We start from the raw sequence: 23133 nt of genomic DNA on the forward strand, positions 1-23133 counted from the left end.
CCCACAATATACAAAAACCCTGTCGCAATCTAAAATTTTTGTTCTCCTTCAGGAGGTTTCTTCCTCCTGCATCACATCCCCTACCTGCTCAAAATTACTCCGCACAAAGTGGCACCAGTCACATTCTTTTTTACCACAACCTACGCTAAATTCATGGTTCATAATTTTCTGGTAAACATCTTTTATCTGCGTAGTCACCTCGGCAACGTCGCCCGGTGTTATTACCACCTTTTCTTTATGATATTCGCCCTCGGTTATTGGTTCAACAAATTCAAATTCGGTGCTTATTACATCCCAATCGTTGGTTCGGTCATGGTCAATTAATATCTTATAAAACACGGCCTGCCGCCAGTAATCACCACCAACAGTTTCCACACCATCTGGCCTGCTAAATTTATCTTTAGCATTTTTATATTTCCCGGTTTTATAATCAACCACGTTAACCTGTTTGCCGTTAAACTCAATTTTATCCAGGTTACCCTTGATCGGGATTCCATCAAGTTCTACATTTTTGATGGCCTTTTCGGTGATGGCAACCTTGTTCCATACTTCTAAATTCTGCTCGTAGTAAACCGGCAATATCCGCTCCCCATATTCAAGGCGCAGTTTATAATCCTCCTTAGTGAACGAATCCCTGTTCCGGCGCATATACCAGCGGTAGTGATCCATAAACTCATGCGTAAGCGGAAACTCATCATTGTTATCCGCCAAGGCCCTAAAGGCCTTATTCAAGGCCCAGTGCACCGCCTGCCCAAACGTAGCCGCCGGGCTTTTACCCGATGGCACCCTGATCAGGTTCTGAAAATAAAACTTCAACGGGCAATCCAAATAATTGCTTAAATGCGTTACCGAAAGCGTATAGTTTTGAAGCAACTGATTAATATAATTATCATCTATCAGTTGCACCTTAGGCTTAATGGTTTCGCTAAACTGCGTAGCAATAAACTCCGCCATATCATCCCCGCTCACCTTAGAGTGCTGAACCTGCAAATGTGTATCAGCCAATATCTCACCAATAAATTGCGATGCCTCCTGCGGCTTACCACTCCTGTCACTGGCCGAATACGATATCATCAAACACTGCTTGGCGCGAGTTAAAGCCACATAAAACAACCTGCGCGATTCTTCTTTCTGCGCTATATCATCAGCCGCCGCCTGCGTTAAAGTATCCGGATAACTAAAGCCATTGTTACGGCCCTTGCTGTCCCAAATCTTTTTGCTGCAACCAATTAAAAACACATGCTCAAACTCTAATCCTTTTGATCCATGCGCCGTCATAAAATTAACACCGTTCTCGGTAAAAATAACCTGGTTCAAATCCAGGCTGATCTTATTGCGCTTCATCAGATCGATCACAGCCACAAATTCCGCAGCCGTTATGTCTGGTTTCTTGCGACTCTCATCTTTCAAAAAGTTAAAAATACTGGTCAATATCTGCATGTACCAACCCTTGTTGGGCTGCTGCATAATATATTTCAGAATGCCGGTTTTGGCTATCATTTGCTGGAAAAATTGCTGCAAGGTTAAGCTCACGGCATCCTTCAACAACAGGTCAATATTGCTTACCAGGTATTTCATCTCCTGGTTCTGCTCGGCGGTATCAAACAAACTGGCCTGTTTAACCAGCTTCATCTCGTTCACATAACGCCTGATAGAAGTTTTAGAATCATTTGATTTATACGAATTGATATTCTGCTCCGATACTTTCACACTCGCTTTCGCGATCTCAATCGGTGGGATATTAAAGAAATCATAGTGCATGATCTCAAACAGCAACTCATCCCCGCTATAAGGCGAATCCAGTTCCATCGACAGGTATCTCAAAATATTAATGATCTTCTCGCCAAAAGGCTCCTCAATAATATTGATCTTCCGTTTGGTGCTTACCGCGATACCTTTCTGATCCAAAAAATGAACCATCTCTTCAACCTGACTGTGATTACGGTAAATCACCGCCACCTCACCCGGCTCAACGCCATCTTTAATTAGCTTTTCTATCTTCAAAGCCACGTCAACCAATTCCTGTTCCTGGTTAGCATATTCGCTGATGGTGGGCTCAATCACCAACTCATCAAACCTCGGGTGTGCTGCCTGTAAATTCTTATCCAGTGCTAACTGTTTGGTTAACCGCTCATTATTATTATCGATCAGCACCCGCGAAATATCCAGAATATGTTGATTAGAACGATAATTATGCTTCAAAACAACTGTATTCAGCGTAGCCACATAATCGTTAGCAAAGTCAAGTATGTTTTTCATATTGGCTCCCTGAAACTTAAATATCGACTGGTCATCATCGCCCACCACAAACACGTTCGGCGTTTCCCAATAAGCCAAAATAAATTTCAATAATTCGTTTTGCGAGCCACTCGTATCCTGAAACTCATCCACCAAAATATACTGGTAGCGCTCCTGGTAGCGGCGCAAAATCTCCTCGTTTTCACGGAAGGCTCGTAACACCCAAATGATCATGTCGTCATAATCATAGCGGCCATCACGCTTCATTTTGGCATCGTAGTTTTTATACTCGCCAACCGCGGCAAGCAAACTTTTCATTTTTTCGTGAGCCGCGTCAATATCTTTCTGTTTTGGGTCGCCTACGTTAATGCCCAGTTTGGCATTGCCGCGCTTGTAAACAAATTCTTCCCTTGTCGGGATATCGGCCAAATAATCTTCAACCGCTTTGGTTATCATTTCAATACCCCAGCCCTCTCGCTTCATAGTACTGAACAGGCTCTTCAACCTTGTCACATCATAATAAACATCCCCGGTAAAGCGCTTCAACACATGGTCGTTACCCAAATCATCTACCAACTCCCTAAACAACAAAGCCGCATCCAGGTCGCTTAATGGCTCCAAATTCATCTTACCAAAGTAATCCAGGTTCTCTTGTATTACCTCGTTACAAAAAGCGTGGAAAGTATAAATATTAACCCGGTAAGCATCGGGTCCAATAAAATCAAAAAGCCGCTTACGCATGGCAACCGCGCCGGCATCCGTATAAGTTAAACACAAAATCTCGTGCGGCAAAGCATCCGTTTCGGTCAAAATCTTTCCTATACGCGCCGCCAGTATCTGTGTCTTCCCCGTTCCCGGCCCGGCAATAACCAGCACCGGCCCATCCATCTTATTCACCGCGGCAAGTTGCTGCGGGTTCAAATTATTTAGAGCTTCCTGAAATTTAGCGTTGTATTTATGGTAAGCAGATTGCATACGTAAAAATACGAAGATTTGACGGGAGTGAGAAGTAACATTTGGGCGTTACCTACGGCCCGCGCTTTACACTTAAAATATAATTTGCACTTTATTATTTCTTTATCTACATTCGCCTAACCAATTAAATGTCAAAACGACATTTTAACCAATAACCAACCAATGAAAAAACACATTACCCTCCTAACACTGCTTTTTAGCGTTTCCCTGCTTCTGGCCCAAACTCCAAAACTCACACTGAATTTCACCAAACCCGGTGTAGATGTTAGCCCCAAACTCTATGGCTTAATGACCGAAGAGATCAACCACTCTTACGATGGCGGCCTCTATGCCGAGCTCATCCGGAACCGCGTTTTTAAAGATAACTCCAAGGCCCCCGATAACTGGACAGCCTTACAACAAAACGGCGCCAAAGCAAAAATTGAGCTGGACACTAAAAACAACATCAACGAAGCACTAACAACCTGCCTCAAACTAACTGTCGAGAATAGCAATGGCCGCGCAGGCATTATCAACGAAGGCTATTGGGGTATCCCGGTAAAACCGAAAACCACCTATAAAGCATCGTTTTATGCCAAAGCCGCTGACGAAGGTACTATACCATTAACTATCAGCATCGAAAGCAATGATGGCACCATAACCTACGCAACAGCCCCCGTAACCTTAACCAAAGGCGGCTGGAAAAAATATACAGCTACGCTAACCACAACCGCCGATGTTAAACCAACAACACAGGCACATTTCGTCATCTCAACCAAACAGGCTGGTACTTATTGGTTCAATTTAGCTTCTCTTTTCCCGCCAACGTTTAACAACCGCCCCAACGGCAACCGCAGCGATATTATGCAGCTAATGGCTGATATGAAGCCAACCTTTTTACGTCTGCCCGGCGGTAACTACTTAGAGGGCGACATGTTCTCAACCCGTTTCGACTGGAAAAAAACTTTAGGTTCTTTAGATGATCGCCCCGGCCACCGCGGCTGCTGGAACTACCGCTCATCAGATGGCATGGGCCTTTTAGAATATTTAGAATGGTGCGAAGACCTCAAAATTGAACCACTATTGGCCGTATTTGCCGGCTATGTTTTAAAAGGCGATTACGTGCCCGCAGGCCCCTTCCTGAAACCTTATGTTGATGAAGCATTAGAAGAGATTGAATATGTAAGCGGAGATGTAACAACCAAATGGGGGGCACAACGTGCTAAAGACGGTCACCCTAAACCATTCAAGCTAAACTATATTGAAGTAGGTAACGAAGACGGTTTTGACGTATCAGGAAGCTACGATGGCCGTTTCGCCCAATTTTACGATGCTATCAAAGCAAAATACCCTAAACTACAGATCATATCAACCGTTGGTGGCCGCGATCCATTAGGCCAAAGGGTTAAAATAACCAAGCGCCGCCCCGAATTATTCGACGAGCATTACTATCGTTCAGCATGGGAAATGGAAGCCGATGCCACACACTACGATGATTATGACCGCAAAGGACCAAAAATATTTGTAGGCGAATGGGCAACCCGCGAAGGCTCGCCAACACCAAACATGAATGCCGCCCTGGGCGATGCCGCCTGGATGACGGGAATGGAACGCAATTCAGATCATGTAGTGATGTCTTGCTATGCCCCGCTCTTCGTAAACGTAAATCCGGGAGCAATGCAATGGAGTTCTGATCTGATAGGCTACAATGCCATATCAAGCTATGGTTCACCATCATACTACGCCGAGGTTTTATTCGGCAACAACATCGGCAACAAAACTGTAGCTATGAGTGGCGAAAACATCCCAACCCAAACACGTACCCCAAGCAAAAAGGATAGCATAGCCGGTATAATACCCAAACCAATCCCGGCCCTGTTTTACGTAGCCACCAAAGACACAAAAACCGGAACACTATACATCAAGATAGTAAACACAACAGGCACAGCGCAATCAATCAATATTGATATGCAGGGCATCGGCAAAGTATCCCCGGAAGGAATACTGACAACGTTAAAAGGCAGTACCCCACAAGATACCAACTCTATAACCGAGCCAAACAAAATCATCCCGGTTGATCAGAAAATATCGGGTATTAGTAAAAGCTTTACCCGGTTGTATGATGCTTATTCAATCAATGTAATTAAAGTGCAACTGTTGTAGATTGTTTCATCACCACACCCAACCCATTCGGGAAAAATGTATTAATGCTAACCGGCAATTTGCCGGTTGGCTTTGCCTGTACGGTTAATACCTTCACGGCAGAGCGTTGCATTTCATCACTCATTTGGTAACCCACCAAAAGCGTTTGGCTTTTCTCAATCCCCGGCAAACCGGCAAGGGTATAAGGGTTAGCAAACACGCTGATGGCTGTATTTTTATGTGCAGCCAGTTCGGCAACAAAAAACTTCACATCACTGGTATAATCAAGCTTAGCTGCAGGGCGTAAGCGGCTATCGTGTACACCTACAATCACAGCGTCATAACTTTTTAAAGTTTCAAGCAATTGGTTCATCTCTGGCACACCGGCATTCTTAGCCAAATTAAACTGGACGCTGTTGGTATAATACTGACTTAAACCTTGTTGAAATACGGTAGCTTTTGGCGTTCCTATACTTACCAAAGCAACTCTATCGGTACGGGCAGGTGCAAAAATAGTATCACTCTTCAACATCGTAATTGCCGAATCACAAAGTTGTTGTACTAATGCTTTAGCTTCCGGCCTGTTCAGGTCTTCAAAAACATTGGTTGTTCGTACCTCTTTTACATTATTTAAGCCCGCCCAATATTTAGCAGTTAATATCTTCCTCACCCGCCTATCCAATTCACTTTTCTCTATTTGTTTTTTGCGGATCGCTTTCTTAATCATCTTCACAGCACGCTTAGTATCCCCGGTTAACTCCAGAATATCCATACCCGCGTTAAAACCCATTACATCAGCTTGTCCATTCGGGAAATACTTAACCACCCCCTTCATCTCCATCGCATCCGAAACTATCAAACCTTTAAAACCCAGCTGATCTTTCAATATGCCGGTAATAATTGGTTTTGATAATGTAGACGGCAGATGCGCGGTAGAATCCAGCGCAGGGATATTCATATGCGCCACCATAACCCCGCTCAAACCAGCGGCAATAGCCTGCTTAAACGGATATTCTTCCAACGAATCTAACCGTGCTTTATCAAACGGCAACTTAGGCAAATCAAAGTGCGAATCCACATCCGTATCACCGTGTCCGGGAAAGTGTTTGGCTGTGGTCAGGATACCATTATCCTGCATTCCCTCCATATAAGCTATACCTTTTTTAGCCACATTGTATTTGTTATCACCAAAAGAGCGATAACCAATTACCGGATTGTTTGGGTTGTTGTTCACATCCATATCCGGCCCAAAATTCATTTGCATGCCCAGGCGCTTAAAATCATTAGCCACCTCGTGCCCCATTTTGTAGATCAGCGTATTATCCTGAATCGCGCCTAAAGTCATCTGATAAGGATATGATATCGTCGAATCTAATCGCATACCTAAACCCCACTCACCATCCATCGCGATAAGCAAAGGCACCCGGGCCAGCTTTTGATAGGTGTTTGTCAATACAGCTTGCCTTTGCGGCCCACCCTGAAAAAACACCAAACCACCTATCTTCTCTTTCTTAACCACCCGGCCAATAGAGTCCGAAAAAGCTTCGCCCTTATTGGTATGCGCCCTCACCATAAATAGCTGCGCTATTTTTTGCTTTTTATTGAGTTTCTTAAAAACAGAATCAACCCAATGGTTTTGCTGATCTAATGATCCAATAAAACTTTCCTTTTTTTGAGCTGATGCACAGCTTATTGAAAAAGCCAGCACAACAGCGGCTAATATTTTACAGTGGCGAGATGGTAGCATAATCAAAACTATCAATTATACCCTTTATTCCGAAATGTGGCGGCGTAATTAATCAGCAAAGAGCTAACTGTATTCTAAAACATACATTTTCAACGGCCCGTTGCCATTTAACTTATAAGTAACACCAAAACTACAACCCTTTACAAATACAGATAAACAGCATTTTACGAGTTAAATAAATGTACAACCTGCATAAAACCGGGTTGTTGGCACATTTATTTCATATACTCCATCAATTAATATTAAACTCAAAATGAAAAAAATTATATTGTTCGCTGTTGGCTTGCTTGTGGCAGGCGCAGTAAATGCCCAGGTTAAATTTGGTGTTAAGGGTGGTTTAGATGTTTCAAACATTATTAAAACCAACGACCCAAATTTCAATACAAACTATGTAATAGGTTTTAACGCCGGTGTAACTTTAGAGATCCCCCTCATCGGCCCGCTCAGTGTGCAGCCCGAAGTTGTATATGCCCAAAAAGGTTACAAAGCAATTTTAAGCACAGGCGATTTTACCCAAACCCGTAATTTTATTGATATACCCTTATTGGCAAGGCTTCGTTTAGCCGATAACTTCGCTATTGTTGTGGGTCCGCAGTTCTCGTTCGCTACATCAACTAAAAATGTGTACAGCAATGGTATCACAGTAACACAACAAACCCAATACGATAACGACAGGAATAATTTCCGTAACAGTATTGTTGGTGGCGTGGCTGGTTTAAGTATCGATTTAAGCAAGTCGGTTGATTTCCATGCCCGATACGCGCTCGACTTGCAAAAGAACAACGGCGATGGCTCATCACAAACCCCCGAATTCCGTAACCAGGTATTCCAGTTTGGTTTGGCCTTTAAAATACTGTAATAAACGAGTTTAGATTGTTAGTTTTTTTAGAAAGCCTTCTTCCTTTGGGAGAGGGCTTTTTTATTACCGATCATCTATTAACTATAACAAAAAAATATTTTTCATATTAATTGAAATAAATCAATAATAGAAGCGATATTGACAAGTCAAAAAAACAAATAACACATTTCTATCTACATAGATGAATTCCAGAATACTTAAAATAATAGTCATCCATGTAATCGGCAGTGTTTTGTGGATAGCCGCGAGTGATCTTCTAATCATTTATCTTGAAACTGTTTCAGCCAGTGATGTTTTACTAATAGGTAGCGCAAGTGCGTTACTTTATGTAATCTTGACAGGTTATATTTTTTTCAAGTTAATTATACTCCATTATAACCGCATCGAAAACAGCGAGAAGCAATATCGCAGCTATTATGAAGATAATCCTAATCCAATGTGGGTGTATGATCGCAACACCTTGCGGTTTATATCTGTAAATGATGCTACAGTATCTAATTATGGATATACTAAAGAAGAGTTTTACCAGATGACCATCTTAGATATTCGCTCGCCCGAGGAATCTGAAAAGGTATTAAGAGCAGTTAAAGCTTTTGATGCCGGTTATAAAAACTCGGGAATTTGGCAGCATAAACGCAAGGACGGTACTACTATATATGCTCATGTCACATCACATCTTATTAAGTCGGCCAAAACGGATTATGTGATGATCATGGCAAATGACACCACTGAGCGCCTACTGATAGAAATGAAATTACAGCAGGCAAACGACGAGCTCACCAAACAAAACGGAGTCCTGAGGGAAATATCCTTGGCCGAATCTCATAATGTTAGGCGGCCATTGGCTTCAATACTTGGCCTATTGAACGTGCTACGAAACACAAACGATGAAAAAGAAAAGGAACTTTGTATCAATTATATCGAAATATCAGCTTCCGAATTAGATATTATGATACATGATGTTAGCCGGCAGATCAATGATGCGGCTAATTTGGGTAATTAAACAAAAACGCCCGGCGTTTGCCCGGCGTTTCAATATATCTGTTACCCCATCATATCCACAAAATCATCAAACAGATAACGTGAATCATGCGGACCAGGGGATGATTCCGGGTGATATTGTACCGAAAAAGCTTTCTTACCCTTAACGCGGATACCTTCTATCGATTGATCGTTCAGATTAACGTGAGTGATCTCTACTTTATCCGATGCTCTAACCGCCTCGGGCACTACGCCAAAACCATGGTTTTGTGAAGTTACCTCGCAGTGGTTCTTAATTATATTTTTAACCGGGTGATTTAAACCACGGTGACCGTTAAACATTTTCTTGGTGGGGATATCATTAGCCAAAGCCAGCAATTGATGACCTAAACAAATACCGAACATTGGTTTCTCAGCAGCTAAAATCTCTTTAACAGTATCAATAGCGTAAGGCATGGCAGATGGATCGCCGGGGCCGTTTGATATAAAATAGCCATCCGGTTTAAACTCTTCCATTTCGGCAAAAGTAGTTTTAGCCGGGAAAACCTTACCATAAACATCCCTGTGCGCAAAATTACGCAGAATATTTTTCTTCACACCCAAATCCAAAACCGCTATGCGTTTACTATCGGCGCCTTCTTCCCCAAAATTATAAGTTTCTTTGGTTGATACTTGCGATGATAACTCCAATCCATCCATTGATGGTACAGCATCCAGTTTCTTTTTCAACTCGTCAATATCAGTGATCTCTGATGAAATTATGGCGTTCATAGCACCTTTCTCGCGTATGTAACGCACCAGTTGGCGGGTATCAATGTCAGATATCGACACAATATTCTGCTCCTGGAAATAATCCTGGATAGATTCATCAGCTTCTTTACGGCTATAAGCTATGTTGTAATTTTTACAAACCAAACCAGCGATCTGTATCTGATCAGATTCTACTTCTTCTTTGCGGATACCGTAATTACCTATATGCGCATTGGTAGTAACCATGATCTGGCCGAAGTATGATGGATCAGTAAAAATCTCCTGATAGCCTGTCATACCAGTATTAAAGCATATTTCGCCGGTTGTGGTTCCAATTTTTCCGGCAGCCTTGCCATGAAATACTGTTCCGTCGGCCAATAATAGTATAGCAGGTAGTTTAGTTAGATAGCTCATTTTGTAACGAATTTAAAAATGAAAAACGAAGGGTTAGGCAGTGTAAAGCTCCGCAGAATAGGATAGAAAATATGAAGTATGGCACCTCTGTATTCACAGCCGCAAAGGTAAAAGTTTATTTTGGATTTGCGATGTTCGATTTCGAATTTTTTGAATGAGAAAATAGCTCCTTTTATAGTCAACAGAAATCAGAATCAAATATTTTTTAATAATTACAAATCCGAAATCGAACATCCGGCATCCGAAATAACATAATAATCCTACCTTTGACCACTTAGAACTCAAAACTATGTCGGTACATAAAGAGGTAAAACGGATAACCACCCACATTTTGCAGGAGATGAAACAGCGCGGCGAAAAAATTGCCATGCTTACCGCCTACGATTATTCTATGGCTACCATTGTTGATGATGCAGGAATCGATGTAATACTTGTTGGCGATTCTGCCTCAAACGTAATGGCCGGACACGAAACTACCCTCCCTATCACGCTCGATCAAATGATTTATCACGCCTCATCAGTGGTACGCGCCATTAAGCGGGGTTTGGTTGTTGTCGATCTCCCTTTCGGTTCTTATCAGGGTAACTCAAAAGAAGCCTTGAACTCCGCGATCCGCATCATGAAAGAATCTGGCGCTCATGCCGTTAAAATGGAAGGTGGCCTTGAAATAGCCGAATCCGTTAGCCGCATTTTAGCCGCTGGTATCCCTGTAATGGGGCACTTGGGTTTAACCCCGCAATCCATCTACAAGTTCGGAACTTATACCGTTCGCGCTAAAGAAGAAGCCGAAGCCCAAAAACTGCGCGAAGATGCTTTAAAGCTCCAGGAATTAGGCTGCTTTTCGATAGTACTGGAAAAGATACCCGCCAAATTAGCCCAGGAAGTAAGCCAGAGCATAGCTATACCAACCATAGGTATAGGCGCGGGCCAGCATTGCGATGGTCAGGTTTTAGTTATTCACGATATGCTTGGCCTTAACAAAGGTTTCCGCCCACGTTTTTTACGCCAATACGCCAGTTTGTACGATGTGATGAACGGCGCCATCCAGAATTATATTAAGGATGTAAAGGCAAAAGATTTCCCAAGCGAAAAGGAGCAGTATTAATATTCAATGGCCAGAGTAGAATTCCATAACCCGCAATACGACGTTACCGATAACGATGTTCTTTACGAAGACAACCACCTCATCGCCATCAATAAACGCGCCGGAGATATTGTGCAGGTTGATGATACCGGAGATGAATCGCTTGATGAGAAGGTTAAAAAATACATCGCCAAAAAATACAACAAACCAAACGGCGCTTTTTTAGGCGTGGTTCACCGCTTAGACAGGCCCGTAAGCGGCGTGATCATGTTCGCTAAAACCAGCAAGGCGCTTGAGCGGATGAACGCCCTGTTCAAGGGCCGTGAAGTACACAAAACCTATCTGGCCGTGGTACGCAACCGCCCCGTTCCCGAAAGCGGGAACCTGGTACATTGGCTAATTAAAAACCCACAAAAGAACGTAACCAAAGCTCACGACCATGAAGTGACCGGCAGCATGCGTTCCGAATTAAACTACAAACTGATAGGCGAGCTAAACGGTTACTATTTGATAGAGGTTGACCCGATAACCGGCCGGCCGCATCAGATCCGCGTACAACTCTCTACCCTGAACTGCCCAATTGTTGGCGACAATAAATACGGCTATCCGCGCGGAAGTTTGAAGAAAAGTATTTGCTTACATGCCCGCCGCATTCAATTTATTCACCCCATAAAAAAAGAGCCGGTTGATATTTATGCTAAGCTACCGCAGGATGGTTTTTGGGATAAATTTGAAAGCCTTGCCCATATAGCAAAAACTTAAATTATTTTATAAACGCTACGGCGGCAATTGGTACACTTGTACCTTTTAATTGGTAAAAAGAATAAAAAAACTTTTACAGCTTTAGGTTTTCTGGCACGCAGTCTCAGCCTTTCACCGCAATAGTTGCAGCGAGCATAATTTATCTTCAGAGATTCTTCACTTTCTTCTCTATAAAAATCTTCGATCATAGCTAATTAACGCTATTACAATTACTCCGTATGATTGTTAACAGACAGGAATAAAAATACCATAAATAACTAATAATCAAAAATATTTATGAAGATGGCGACCAATAATTACCTGATAAAATAATCATATTCAACATCTTAATACTGTTATCATAATAATCAAAAGTATCCAGGTCAAATTTCAATATGTAATCCCACACCTGGTTCAGCCAATTTTGGTTCTGCTTATCAACCATAGCCGATACCGCGAAGGGCGCTATAAAGCTCATCGCTTCAAAATACCTGTTTTTCAAGTCATTACCCTGCAAACTATACCCTGCCGATATATTATCCGGGTTGCCATTGGTAGTCCCCTTTATCCAGTTGTTAATTTTATCTACCACAATTTTGGACCGTTTATCTCCATACAATATATAGTCGATAGCTATGCGCCAGGGCACTCGGCAAGCGTTATAGTTATAACTACCGTCATAAACCGACTCCAGATATCTCGCTTTTGCAGGCACAGGCTTGCCATCAACATGCTGAATAAAATCGGGCACCAAACCAGCATCCGGACTAAACTTATTCTGCATTAATTTAAACAGGGAATAGTTTCTATCCACCACCTTATCCCATGCCGCATCATTACCCACTTTTTTAAACTCTTTAAAATGAGCCGGCATAAAATCGCTGGTGCGCGTATCAAAATAATCTTTACTATCATGCTCAATCGAGTTTCCTAATAATATCGAGTACGTTTTCAGGTTGATCTCCTGCTTCATTATAGCGGCAATCATCTGTTTACTCTCACTCAGGTAATTGATCGTGCCACTACTTCCCCACTGCTTATCAGCTAACAATAACGAGTAGGCAATATCCATATCGCCATCCGTAGCGCTATCTCCGCTTATATCTTTACAATTCTTATTCTGCGCCCAGGCCATCAATTTAGAGCTACGCTTACTTGGGTGCGCTTTATAATACCTATATAAGCCATCAAAAGTGGCTTGGGCCTTTTTGTCATAACCGGCCATCAGGGCAACAATCATCATACCATAACCCTGCCCTTCGGATACACTTTGCTTGCCCGGTTTTTCAAACCAAACATAGTATTGCCCCGCGCCACAATTGGCATTAATATAACGCTCTTTCCATAAAATGTAAAACGACTTGACACTGTTATCCAACTGCTTCTGCGACAGATCAGGTTTAATAACACCATGATAATATGATATATGTTGCGGAAACGGCCTCGATGCCTTTTGTGCAAACACAGAACAGCTTACAATTAACAATACAGCTACGGCAGATAATCTTTTATTGAAACTCATACTTTAAAACAACTTATGGTTTTTCAATCAAAATACAATCGCATTCCGTTTTTTGTTTGCCTACAGGCTTAACACCTTGTTCCATATCGTTTCATCAACCGGTATTCCTTCCTTAATATTGCGCTCTCGTGTACGCAAAGTATTCTCGCCGGGGTACGATATTTTACCGCCTTCCTTTTCGGGACGGCTACTTTTTGCATAATCCAATATCTGCTCTATTAACTGATGGTTCATCTCCGTATCCGGCTGATGAATCGCGATAAACACCTGCGATACCCCCGCTTCCTTCTTGCTCTCCGTTATCTTTTCTGTCGATCTCCCCTGGCTCAGTATCGTAACCAGCAGATCCAGCATCAGCGATAAGCCCGAACCTTTCCAAAACCCAATAGGCAATATTCTTTTAGATTCCATAATAGCCGCCGGATCTGTACTTAAATTACCTTCGCTATCATATCCTCCCGGTAAAGGTAATTCCTCGTTGTTAGCCTGATACTGCATCAGCTTCCCAAACGAATACTGTGATACTGCCATATCCAACACCACATGCCCATCCTTACGGGGCACAGCGATGATCAACGGATTATTCCCTAATCGCGGGTCTATCCCTCCCCAGGGCGGTACGTTGGCAATGGTATTGGTAAAGCAAATGCCTATACAGCCGGCTTCGGCGGCTTGCCAGCCATAAGTTCCGCCACGCATCCAGTGGTTGGTATCGCGTATGGCAACGCAACCAATGCCGTTCTTCTTAGCCAAATCAATAGCCCTTTGCATACAATGCCCAGCATTCAGCACTCCCGCTGCATAATTGCCGTTCCATTGTTCTATCATACCCAAATGGTTTTCCAGTACGGGTTCAGCATCAATCCTAATCAAGCCTTCCTTTATCAACTCAACAAAAACAGGGAAACGGTTCAACCCATGCGTATAAACACCATCCCTGCTGTTTTCAGCAAATATGGTAGCGCATTGTTCAGCTTTCGCGGGATGCATGTTCAGCTTAATCAGTATCCTTAAAAATTCAGATCGTAAAGTATCAAATGGTATTCTCATAGCAACTGTTTTAATAGAAGTTCACTAAATTAAGCAACAATATATTGACAGATAAAACATATTTTTGCTTTATGCTTGAGGGTAAAAAAATTGTGCTGGGCGTTTGCGGAAGTATTGCCGCCTACAAAACCGCTTTCCTGGTGCGCCTACTGGTTAAGGCCGGTGCCGAAGTACAGGTGGTAATGACACCCGACTCAACCAATTTTATCACGCCCTTAACTTTATCCACCCTATCCAAAAAGCCCGTATACGTTCAATACTTTGAACCCGAAACCGGCGAGTGGAACAACCACGTCGAGCTTGGCCTCTGGGCCGATCTTATGATCATCGCCCCTGCATCAGCAAACACCATGGCCAAAATGGCTACCGGATTAGTTGATAACCTGCTCACCGCTGTTTACCTATCGGCCAAATGTCCGGTTTATTTTGCCCCAGCCATGGACCTCGATATGTGGAAGCACGAATCTACGTTACATAACGTAGATCAACTTAAAACATACGGCAACATTTTCATCCCGCCCGGCTACGGCGAACTTGCCAGCGGCTTAGTAGGTGAAGGCCGCATGGCCGAACCCGAAGATATGATCAGCTTTATTGAAGCCGACCTAAAAAAAGGCTTACCGCTGCTCAATAAAAAGGCTTTGGTTACCGCCGGGCCAACTTACGAGGCCATTGATCCTGTCCGTTTTCTCGGCAATCATTCATCCGGAAAAATGGGTTTCGCTATAGCGGATGCATTGGTTAAGCTTGGCGCAGATGTAACCTTAATATCCGGACCAACATCCCTGAAAAGCAAATCAAAATCCATCAAACGCGTCAACGTAACTTCTGCCGATGATATGCTGAACGCATGCCAACAGCATTTTACAGATGCCAGCATCTGTGTAATGAGTGCCGCTGTAGCTGATTATACTCCGGTTACGGTATCCGATATCAAGATCAAAAAGAAGACCGATGAATTCAGCATCGATCTCAAAAAAACCACCGATATATTAAAAACACTCGGTGCCATAAAACGCCCTGATCAAATACTGGTTGGCTTTGCTTTAGAAACTAACGACGAGGAAACCAACGCCATCGAAAAACTCAAAAAGAAGAACCTTGATTTCATCGTACTCAACTCTTTGAACGATACAGGTGCAGGTTTCCAAACAAATACCAATAAAATAACTATAATTGACCGCCATTTGCATAAAACCGATTTTGACCTTAAAACCAAAGACGAGGTTGCTGCCGATATTTGCCGTAAAATTATTGACCTGATCAACGCATGAAAAAAGTATTCGCCTATATCGTCATACTCACCAGCTTTGCCCTATCGGCACAAGCGCAGGATCTGAACGCGCGTATACAGGTGTTATCACCCAAAATACAAACCAGCAACAAGCGGGTTTTCCAGGTACTGGAAAATGCCATGAAAGATTTTCTGAACAACCGCCGCTGGAGCAACGACCAAATTTTACCGCAGGAGCGTGTTGATTGCAACTTTGTACTCAGCATAACCGCCTGGGATGGCAGCAGCAAATACAGCGGCGAATTGCAGGTACAATCAACCCGCCCCATTTACGGCTCAACCTACACCAGTACCTTATTGAGCGTTAACGATCGTGATTTCGACTTCACCTACACCGAGGGCCAGCAACTGGATTTTAACGAACAAACTTTCCAAAGCAATATCACATCGGTATTAGCCTATTACGCCAACGTCATCATGGGTATGGATTACGATTCCTTTTCCCGCTTTGGCGGTACGCCTTATTTCGCCCGTGCCAAAACCATTGTAACCGCGGCGCAAGGTGCATCTTATAAAGGCTGGAACGCCTTCGATAGCAACCTCAACCGTTATTGGCTAACCGAAAACCTAAGCAACAAACGCTACGCCGTTATCCGCGATTTTATCTATAACTATCACCGTTTGGGGTTAGACTTAATGTCTGACAATGCGGCCAACGCCCGCAAAGCGATCTCTGCCTTCCTGCCCGATTTATCCCAAATAGATCGCCAGGGTTTAGGCGCCATGCTTCCGCAGATCTTCTTCGCCGCCAAAAGCGATGAGTTCGTATCCGTCTTCAGCGCCGCCGATCCACAATCCCGCATCAAAGCCTACAACATCCTCAACGAAGCCGATCCATCAAACGGCAACAAATACCAGTCCCTGCAAAAAAACTAATCCTAATAATTCCGCTAACCCGGATAACAAATTATGCTTGCCTTCGGCAGACCGGGGTATATATGGTATTTTTTAAGTTGTCATTGGCTGTGAGGCACGAAGCAATCGCGAACTATGCAAGGCCGCTTTTTCTCTGTGTCCTTGCTTCGTACCTCGCAATGAACAGAGAAAAAGGGGGATATTGTAAGATTTTTTTCAAGTCTTAACTTAATTCCCAAGCGCCCGCTCGTGACTAATATTCCCAGGCCTCCGGCCTTAACTAGCAATACAGGGGGAAATAGTAGGAATATTTCACACCTTGATTCCTGAGTCTTACTTCTTGCTTCTTCTTCCATACAATATACAAATAAACCCGCAATCCGCCAAAAAAAATCCGAAATCGAACATCAGAAATCCGAAATAAAAAAATAATTTGAAATTACGAAATCATTCGTATATTTGAATTACGAAAATATTCGTATAATAAATTTATGGAACTGAAACCCACCGAAAGCGAGTTAGAAATTTTACAGATCCTTTGGAAAAAAGGCCAGTGCAGCGTTCGTGATGTGCACGAAATATTAGCCGCTACCAAAGATGCCGGCTATACCACAACCCTAAAGCTGATGCAGATCATGCTGGAAAAAGGATTGGTAGAGCGCGATGCAACCAGCCGCACACACATCTACAAAGCGTTGGTAAAACAAAGCGATGCCCAAAAGCACTATCTCGATAAAATGATCAACAACGTATTCAACGGCTCGGCTGCCAATTTGGTAATGCAGGCCCTGGGTAACCACCGTTCATCAAAAGCCGAGATCGACGCCATTAAACAATATTTGGATAACCTTAAAAACCAATAGGCCATGCAAACCTTATTCGATCAATACAGTCAGGTGCTGGGCATCACATTGCTGCACTCACTATGGCAGGGGCTAATTATTTATGCGCTGTTACGTATGGTTTTACTGTGTATCCCTTCGGCAACATCAGCCAACAAATACAACGTTGCCTTGTTGGCTTTAACCGCGTCGATATTATGGCCTTTAGCTACCTTATTAATTGAAATAAGCAAGCATCAAACCTTTGATGTTATCATCGATAATAAATTTGAACCGCTTGATTTTGTCCCCCTCGCCCATACGAACGCGGTATCAGTACCCAACACCTGGTCAGTAACTATTGATCATTTCATACCTTATCTGGTTGTACTATGGTTCATCGGCATCATACTTAACTCAACTCGTTTACTATGGGGATGGCGCAATATTTACCACATTAAACAAAACGTAATTAACGATCCCGCTTTCCAGGAAAGCGTACAACTCATAGCCCAACTACTGCAAATCCCTCAAAAGACAAAGGTTTTTTTGAGCGATCATATTGACGTACCCTGCATTATAGGCTATCTAAAACCAATGGTAATTTTGCCCACAGCCATCATCACCCAGTTTTCGGCCGAGCAGATCAAATCTATTTTAGTTCACGAGATGGCCCACATCCGCCGTAACGATTATATCATCAATCTGCTACAGCAATTTATTGGTATCCTGTTCTTTTTCAATCCATTCACACACCTTATCAATAAGATCATCTACAGCGAACGTGAGCATTCCTGCGACGATCTTGTTCTGCAGGTAACCGGCGAACCTTTGGTTTATGCCCAAACCCTGCTACAACTCGAAGAAAACCGTGCTCAAAACTTTCAACTGGCCTTAGCCGCAACTGGCAAAAAATATCATTTATTAAACCGAATTAAACGCATTATGGAAACCAAAAAACAAGCAAGCAATATCCGCCACATTTTAGCGGCAGTATTATTACTGATGGGCAGCATGGGCACCATAGCCTGGCTCAATCCCGAAATTAAAGACGGTAAGGTAACAATATCACCGGCAGGCAAACTTCCGTTCTTCTCAAACCTTACCGATACAACTAAAAAAGCATCTGTTAAACCTAAAAAAGTTAAACATACAGGCTCCCATGTTGCTCCCGGCAAAATTGCTTTCCCAAAACCAAAATCAGTAAGCGCAAAAGTAGTCTCTCATGATCTGTATACCGATAACCCCATATTGGATAAGCTTTCTGCCGAAGTTGATAAACAAGCCAAAGAACTGGAAAAGGTTTACCACAGCGCTCAATACAGAAGCATCGAAAAACAAATGGAGTTAAAAGGCCGTACCCTCGATTCCATTTATAATAACCCGCAATTGAAAAAGCTACAGGAAGATATGGAGCAACAAAGCAAGGCTTTCAATAAGATTAATGAAAGCCTTGAAGTAAAAGAGATAGAGGAGAAAATGGAGAAGTTAGGCAAAAATCAGTCTGCCTATTTTAATACTCCTGAATATAAAAAACTCCAAAAAAACTTTGACAACGAGGGCAAATGGTTTGAAAAAGAGAATGCCTCAAAAAGCCCCGACTTTCAGGCACATAGCGATGCCTTAAAAAAGGCTGGCGAAGAGCTGCGCAATTACACCAGCAACTCCCAATTTAAAACAGATAACGAGCAGATAAGGGAATACAGCAAAAAAATGCAGGAATATTACAGCAGCCCTGAGTATAAAAAACAACGCGAGGAACTCAATAAAACCAGTCAGAAAATTCGCGAGGCTTTTAACGACCCGGTTATTAAGCAACAGCAAAAAGAGTTAAACGCGCTAAGTAAAAAAATGCGTGATTACACTAACGGTCCGGACATCAAAAAGCAAAAAGAGCTATTTAATCAGGCCCGCGCTCGTTTAGTTGCTTATACAAACAGCCCGGCATTCAAAAAACTGCGTGAAGAAACCATCAAAAACCTGAAAGCCATGAACGGTAACTACACTTACAATACCGACACAGTAAACAAAGGAAGCAAATAAATAAGGTCAGTTATTAAGCGCCAAATTTGTAATTTAGTATCCTCAAAACGGGGGTACTTTTTTTATGCTTCAACAGCTCAAAATAAATAACTATGCTTTAATTGATAACCTCGAGATCAGCTTCGGCTCGGGGTTAAACATCCTTACCGGCGAAACCGGTGCAGGTAAATCAATTATTTTAGGTGCGCTTTCGCTGATATTAGGCCAGCGTGCCGAAAGCCGTTACTTTTTTAACCAGCAAAAAAAATGCATCATAGAAGGTACTTTCCAGATAGGTCAGTTTCATATCAAAGCTTTTTTTGAGGATAACGATCTGGATTACGCTGCCGAAACCGTTCTTCGCCGCGAGATCTCCGCCGATGGTAAATCACGCGCCTTTGTAAACGATACCCCGGTCAACTTAAACACCCTGAAACAACTTGGCGAAAAGCTGATCGATATTCACTCACAGCATGCCACGCAAGAGATCAACGATGCTACTTTCCAGTTATTGGTGATCGATTCGGTATCCAAACACCCTGATCTGCTGAACGAGTACCACGCCACGTACCGCGCCTATAAAACATCCACAACAAAACTCAAAACTTTACAGGAGGAAAGCGACCGCGCCAAATCCGAACTGGATTACCACCAGTTTCAATACGACGAATTAGAAAAAGCTTCGCTTACCGCAGATGAGCAAGAAAAACTGGAACAAGAATTATACGCCCTAAACAACGCCGGCGATATCAAACGCAACCTGGCAGGCGCCTACTACTTAATGGACCAGGGCGAAACCTCGGCCCTGCTCCAACTCCGCGAAGCAGCGCATCAGTTATCCGCCTTAGAAAAATTCAATCCCTTTATCGAAGAGTTGAACCAGCGCCTGAAAAGCGCGGTGATCGAGTTGAAAGACATCGCGTCCGAAATTGAGATCCTGGAGCAAAGCACCATCATGAACGAAGGCCGGACAGTTATCATTAACGATCGCCTAACCATTATCTACAATCTCCAAAAAAAGCATCGCGTAAGCAGCAATGCCGAACTATTACAGATTCAGGACGATCTCTCAGAAAAGATCCAGCAAGTACTCTCCGGCGACGAAGAGATAGAAGCTTTACAACAACATATCAACACCCAAAAAGACACGCTACAAAAACGGGCCAAACAACTCTCAGATAACCGGGCTAAAACCATCCCTGTTATCGAAAAGCAGGTACAGCAAACTTTAGCCGAAATGGGTATGGGCAATGCTACCCTAAAAATAGAGAACACCATTTCAGCTTCCGCGGATTTCGACCAGAACGGCATCGATCATATCCGCTTCCTGTTCTCGGCCAATAAAGGTTATGCTTTGTCCGAAATGAGCAAGGTAGCATCCGGCGGCGAGTTATCCCGCTTAATGCTCAGCATCAAATCGCTCATCGCAAGCAACACTGCCCTGCCAACCATTATATTTGATGAGATAGACACCGGAGTATCCGGCGAAGTAGCCAACAAAGTGGGCCAGGTAATGGAACGCCTATCGCAAAACTTACAGGTAATTACCATAACCCACTTACCACAAATAGCCAGCAAAGGCCAAAGCCATTACTTTATTTATAAAGACGATAGTGCCGCCACAACCTATACCCGCATCAAACCACTAAATAACGATGAGCGGGTATTAGAAATAGCCAAAATGCTAAGCGGCGCCAACCCCGGCAATAGCGCCCTGCAAAATGCAAGGGAATTATTAACACAATAACCTTATTCCTACTCAACCGTCATGCCTAATTTATTTCGGCATCCCACAGAACAAGGTGTACAATGGAGAAAGTAACCTATTTATGGAAAAGCAAAGGCAGCATGCATCTTATAAGCATGAAAACCATTGGTACATTATTAATCATTCTAATTGCTTTTACATCGGCATTAGCGCAAAAAACAGATACGCTGACCATCCGGAAAGACACCATCAACCTGAGCGGTATAATTTACGATGCCACAGGTAAGCCTGCACAACGGGTAATGCTGATATCTAAACAAAAAGACATTAAGCACGATCAGTACAACATAATTACTCATACAGATACCAATGGCCATTTTAAAATAGAAGGCGCAAAGTTTAACGATACCATTACCGTGCAGCGGGCTTTTGATAAATACACCTACCTCAATAACGGCAGCCGGTTTATCACCATACACTTACCCTTGCAAACCATTACTAACATAACACCACTCCAGCCAGTCGAAGTCTATGCCCTAAGGATACATCCCAAAATAACGCCAACTTTTAAAGTGACTAAGGAAGATAACCCCGAGATATTTGCTGCTATCGAAATACGCCCGGAGTTTCCTGGTGGCATCGAAAAATTCAAAGCTTATATCAAAACCCATTTAAGCTATCCCGAAAAGGCCGTCCAAAACAATATTGAAGGTACGGTGCAAATTGCTTTTACCGTTGAGCGCGATGGTACTTTAACAGCATTTGAAGTATTAAACGGTATAGGCTACGGCTGCGATGATGTAATAATAAACATCCTTAAACAAAGTCCGCACTGGAAGCCCGGCATCGCTTACGGCAGGGTGATAACTTGCCAGCAAACCGTTTCGGTTAAATTTGCTTTAACTGATAAATAGCTCATTCGCCCCAAACTCCTGTTACTTCTTCTATTTTTAATCACATCATCAATAGCCTGATCAGATTTTCGCAATACAGGCGACAAAGAAAACCAGCGGCATAATAATTCTCATTACCGATAAATAATTTTAATTTTACGCCGTAAATCAAAATACATCAAATGGCATTTAACTTATTAAAAGGTAAAAAAGGAATCATCTTTGGCGCATTAGACGAAAACTCTATCGCCTGGAAAACAGCTCAGGCATGTCATGCCGAAGGCGCCCAACTGGTATTAACCAACGCCCCTATCGCCCTGCGCATGGGTACTATTAATAAACTGGCCGAAGAAATTGGCGCACCGGTAATACCTGCCGATGTTACCAGTAACGAAGATGTAGAAAACCTGTTTGCCAAAAGTATGGAACATTTTGGTGGCGGTGTCGATTTTATTTTACACTCTATCGGGATGAGTATCAATGTGCGTAAAGGCATTCACTACACCGAAAACAATTACGATTTTACCCATAAGGGATTAGATATATCAGCCCTGAGCTTACACCGCGTATTAGCTACCGCCATGAAAATGGACGCGCTAAACGAGTGGGGATCAGTAGTGGCCTTAACCTACATCGCGGCCCAACGCATATTCCCTGATTATAACGATATGGCCGATAACAAGGCGTACTTAGAAAGTATTGCCCGTAACTTTGGTTACCAATACGGTATCAAAAAGAATGTACGTATCAACACCGTATCACAATCACCAACCCGCACCACAGCAGGTAGCGGCGTTAAAGGTTTCGACGGTTTCATTAGCTACGCCGAAAAAATGAGCCCGCTTGGTAACGCCACTGGTGATGATTGCGCTAACTATTGCGTATCCCTTTTCAGCGATCTAACCAAAATGGTTACCATGCAGAACTTGTTCCACGATGGCGGTTTCTCTTTCACCGGAGTTAGCCAGGCTGTTATTGAGCAAATGGAGAAATAAGAAAACAGTATGATCTTATATAAACAAATCGGGCCTTCAATTGAAGGCCCGATTTGTTTTAGA

At 42.9% G+C, this 23133-nt stretch carries 17 protein-coding genes; 12 read left to right on the top strand and 5 right to left on the bottom strand.

Annotation, left to right across the window (positions count from 1 at the left end):
- Positions 1-48: 48 nt before the first annotated feature.
- Positions 49-3213: an ATP-dependent DNA helicase gene (locus ABIN91_RS03800; protein ID WP_348048611.1), complete on the bottom strand. Its 3165-nt coding sequence runs from the start codon at positions 3211-3213 to the stop codon at positions 49-51.
- Between the two features lie 162 nt (positions 3214-3375).
- On the opposite strand from ABIN91_RS03800, the gene ABIN91_RS03805 reads away from it, so the two are divergent.
- On the top strand, positions 3376-5355 hold the full coding sequence (locus ABIN91_RS03805) for an alpha-L-arabinofuranosidase C-terminal domain-containing protein (protein WP_348048613.1): 1980 nt from the start codon (positions 3376-3378) through the stop codon (positions 5353-5355).
- Here the strand turns inward: ABIN91_RS03805 and ABIN91_RS03810 are convergent.
- Positions 5336-7081 carry a glycoside hydrolase family 3 N-terminal domain-containing protein gene (locus ABIN91_RS03810; RefSeq protein ID WP_348048615.1) on the bottom strand — a complete coding sequence of 582 codons (1746 nt, stop codon included), beginning with the start codon at positions 7079-7081 and terminating at the stop codon, positions 5336-5338. The genes ABIN91_RS03805 and ABIN91_RS03810 overlap by 20 nt on opposite strands.
- Positions 7082-7334: 253 nt before the next feature.
- Between ABIN91_RS03810 and ABIN91_RS03815 the strand changes: the two genes are divergently transcribed.
- Both ABIN91_RS03815 and ABIN91_RS03820 read left to right on the top strand, forming a co-directional pair.
- Entirely contained in the window at positions 7335-7940 is a 606-nt protein-coding gene (locus tag ABIN91_RS03815) for a porin family protein (RefSeq protein WP_348048617.1), read from the top strand.
- Between the two features lie 181 nt (positions 7941-8121).
- Positions 8122-8943, top strand: a complete 822-nt coding sequence (locus ABIN91_RS03820) for a PAS domain S-box protein (RefSeq protein WP_348048619.1) — start codon at positions 8122-8124, stop codon at positions 8941-8943.
- Positions 8944-8984: 41 nt separating this feature from the next.
- Here ABIN91_RS03820 and carA read toward each other — a convergent pair whose 3' ends face one another.
- The gene (carA, locus tag ABIN91_RS03825; RefSeq protein ID WP_348048621.1) at positions 8985-10085 is read right to left on the bottom strand and encodes a glutamine-hydrolyzing carbamoyl-phosphate synthase small subunit; all 1101 of its coding nucleotides are present in this window, start codon (positions 10083-10085) and stop codon (positions 8985-8987) included.
- A 289-nt stretch (positions 10086-10374) separates the two neighbouring features.
- On the opposite strand from carA, the gene panB reads away from it, so the two are divergent.
- Together panB and ABIN91_RS03835 are read left to right on the top strand one after the other, a co-directional pair.
- On the top strand, positions 10375-11190 hold the full coding sequence (gene panB / locus ABIN91_RS03830; protein ID WP_348048623.1) for a 3-methyl-2-oxobutanoate hydroxymethyltransferase: 816 nt from the start codon (positions 10375-10377) through the stop codon (positions 11188-11190).
- Positions 11191-11196: 6 nt separating this feature from the next.
- Positions 11197-11931, top strand: a complete 735-nt coding sequence (locus ABIN91_RS03835) for an RluA family pseudouridine synthase (RefSeq protein ID WP_348048625.1) — start codon at positions 11197-11199, stop codon at positions 11929-11931.
- Between the two features lie 274 nt (positions 11932-12205).
- Here ABIN91_RS03835 and ABIN91_RS03840 read toward each other — a convergent pair whose 3' ends face one another.
- Complete coding sequence (locus tag ABIN91_RS03840; protein WP_348048627.1) at positions 12206-13432, bottom strand: glycosyl hydrolase family 8; 1227 nt, start codon at positions 13430-13432, stop codon at positions 12206-12208.
- A gap of 60 nt (positions 13433-13492) precedes the next feature.
- Positions 13493-14482: a 3-dehydro-L-gulonate 2-dehydrogenase gene (gene yiaK, locus ABIN91_RS03845; protein ID WP_348048629.1), complete on the bottom strand. Its 990-nt coding sequence runs from the start codon at positions 14480-14482 to the stop codon at positions 13493-13495.
- Between the two features lie 71 nt (positions 14483-14553).
- Between yiaK and coaBC the strand changes: the two genes are divergently transcribed.
- The 7 genes from coaBC to ABIN91_RS03880 all read left to right on the top strand — a co-directional run bounded on the left by coaBC (position 14554) and on the right by ABIN91_RS03880 (position 23070).
- Positions 14554-15756, top strand: coding sequence for a bifunctional phosphopantothenoylcysteine decarboxylase/phosphopantothenate--cysteine ligase CoaBC (coaBC, locus tag ABIN91_RS03850; RefSeq protein WP_348048631.1), 1203 nt, complete (start codon positions 14554-14556; stop codon positions 15754-15756).
- Positions 15753-16652 (top strand): DUF4835 family protein, encoded by a 900-nt coding sequence (locus ABIN91_RS03855; protein WP_348048633.1) that lies wholly within the window; start codon positions 15753-15755, stop codon positions 16650-16652. The genes coaBC and ABIN91_RS03855 overlap by 4 nt, the downstream gene beginning before the upstream one ends.
- Positions 16653-17122: 470 nt before the next feature.
- Entirely contained in the window at positions 17123-17494 is a 372-nt protein-coding gene (locus ABIN91_RS03860; protein WP_348048635.1) for a BlaI/MecI/CopY family transcriptional regulator, read from the top strand.
- A gap of 3 nt (positions 17495-17497) precedes the next feature.
- A complete protein-coding gene (locus ABIN91_RS03865; protein ID WP_348048637.1) occupies positions 17498-19495 on the top strand; it encodes a M56 family metallopeptidase in 1998 nt (665 codons plus the stop codon).
- A 64-nt stretch (positions 19496-19559) separates the two neighbouring features.
- The gene (gene recN / locus ABIN91_RS03870) at positions 19560-21221 is read left to right on the top strand and encodes a DNA repair protein RecN (RefSeq protein WP_348048639.1); all 1662 of its coding nucleotides are present in this window, start codon (positions 19560-19562) and stop codon (positions 21219-21221) included.
- A gap of 62 nt (positions 21222-21283) precedes the next feature.
- The gene (locus ABIN91_RS03875) at positions 21284-22096 is read left to right on the top strand and encodes an energy transducer TonB (protein ID WP_348048641.1); all 813 of its coding nucleotides are present in this window, start codon (positions 21284-21286) and stop codon (positions 22094-22096) included.
- Positions 22097-22257: 161 nt separating this feature from the next.
- Entirely contained in the window at positions 22258-23070 is an 813-nt protein-coding gene (locus ABIN91_RS03880) for an SDR family oxidoreductase (protein ID WP_348048643.1), read from the top strand.
- The last annotated feature ends 63 nt before the right edge of the window (positions 23071-23133 follow it).

It is taken from the genome of Mucilaginibacter sp., from assembly GCF_039921305.1.
Lineage (GTDB): Bacteria > Bacteroidota > Bacteroidia > Sphingobacteriales > Sphingobacteriaceae > Mucilaginibacter.

Bases quoted from the DNA above. Each gene is read 5' to 3' on its own strand.
- ABIN91_RS03805 (WP_348048613.1), top strand. From the start codon at position 3,376: ATGAAAAAACACATTACCCTCCTAACACTGCTTTTTAGCGTTTCCCTG.
- ABIN91_RS03855 (WP_348048633.1), top strand. From the start codon at position 15,753: ATGAAAAAAGTATTCGCCTATATCGTCATACTCACCAGCTTTGCCCTA.
- yiaK (WP_348048629.1), bottom strand. From the start codon at position 14,482: ATGAGAATACCATTTGATACTTTACGATCTGAATTTTTAAGGATACTG.
- ABIN91_RS03815 (WP_348048617.1), top strand. From the start codon at position 7,335: ATGAAAAAAATTATATTGTTCGCTGTTGGCTTGCTTGTGGCAGGCGCA.
- recN (WP_348048639.1), top strand. From the start codon at position 19,560: ATGCTTCAACAGCTCAAAATAAATAACTATGCTTTAATTGATAACCTC.
- ABIN91_RS03860 (WP_348048635.1), top strand. From the start codon at position 17,123: ATGGAACTGAAACCCACCGAAAGCGAGTTAGAAATTTTACAGATCCTT.
- ABIN91_RS03880 (WP_348048643.1), top strand. From the start codon at position 22,258: ATGGCATTTAACTTATTAAAAGGTAAAAAAGGAATCATCTTTGGCGCA.
- carA (WP_348048621.1), bottom strand. From the start codon at position 10,085: ATGAGCTATCTAACTAAACTACCTGCTATACTATTATTGGCCGACGGA.
- ABIN91_RS03810 (WP_348048615.1), bottom strand. From the start codon at position 7,081: ATGCTACCATCTCGCCACTGTAAAATATTAGCCGCTGTTGTGCTGGCT.
- coaBC (WP_348048631.1), top strand. From the start codon at position 14,554: ATGCTTGAGGGTAAAAAAATTGTGCTGGGCGTTTGCGGAAGTATTGCC.
- ABIN91_RS03875 (WP_348048641.1), top strand. From the start codon at position 21,284: ATGGAGAAAGTAACCTATTTATGGAAAAGCAAAGGCAGCATGCATCTT.
- ABIN91_RS03840 (WP_348048627.1), bottom strand. From the start codon at position 13,432: ATGAGTTTCAATAAAAGATTATCTGCCGTAGCTGTATTGTTAATTGTA.
- panB (WP_348048623.1), top strand. From the start codon at position 10,375: ATGTCGGTACATAAAGAGGTAAAACGGATAACCACCCACATTTTGCAG.
- ABIN91_RS03835 (WP_348048625.1), top strand. From the start codon at position 11,197: ATGGCCAGAGTAGAATTCCATAACCCGCAATACGACGTTACCGATAAC.
- ABIN91_RS03820 (WP_348048619.1), top strand. From the start codon at position 8,122: ATGAATTCCAGAATACTTAAAATAATAGTCATCCATGTAATCGGCAGT.
- ABIN91_RS03800 (WP_348048611.1), bottom strand. From the start codon at position 3,213: ATGCAATCTGCTTACCATAAATACAACGCTAAATTTCAGGAAGCTCTA.
- ABIN91_RS03865 (WP_348048637.1), top strand. From the start codon at position 17,498: ATGCAAACCTTATTCGATCAATACAGTCAGGTGCTGGGCATCACATTG.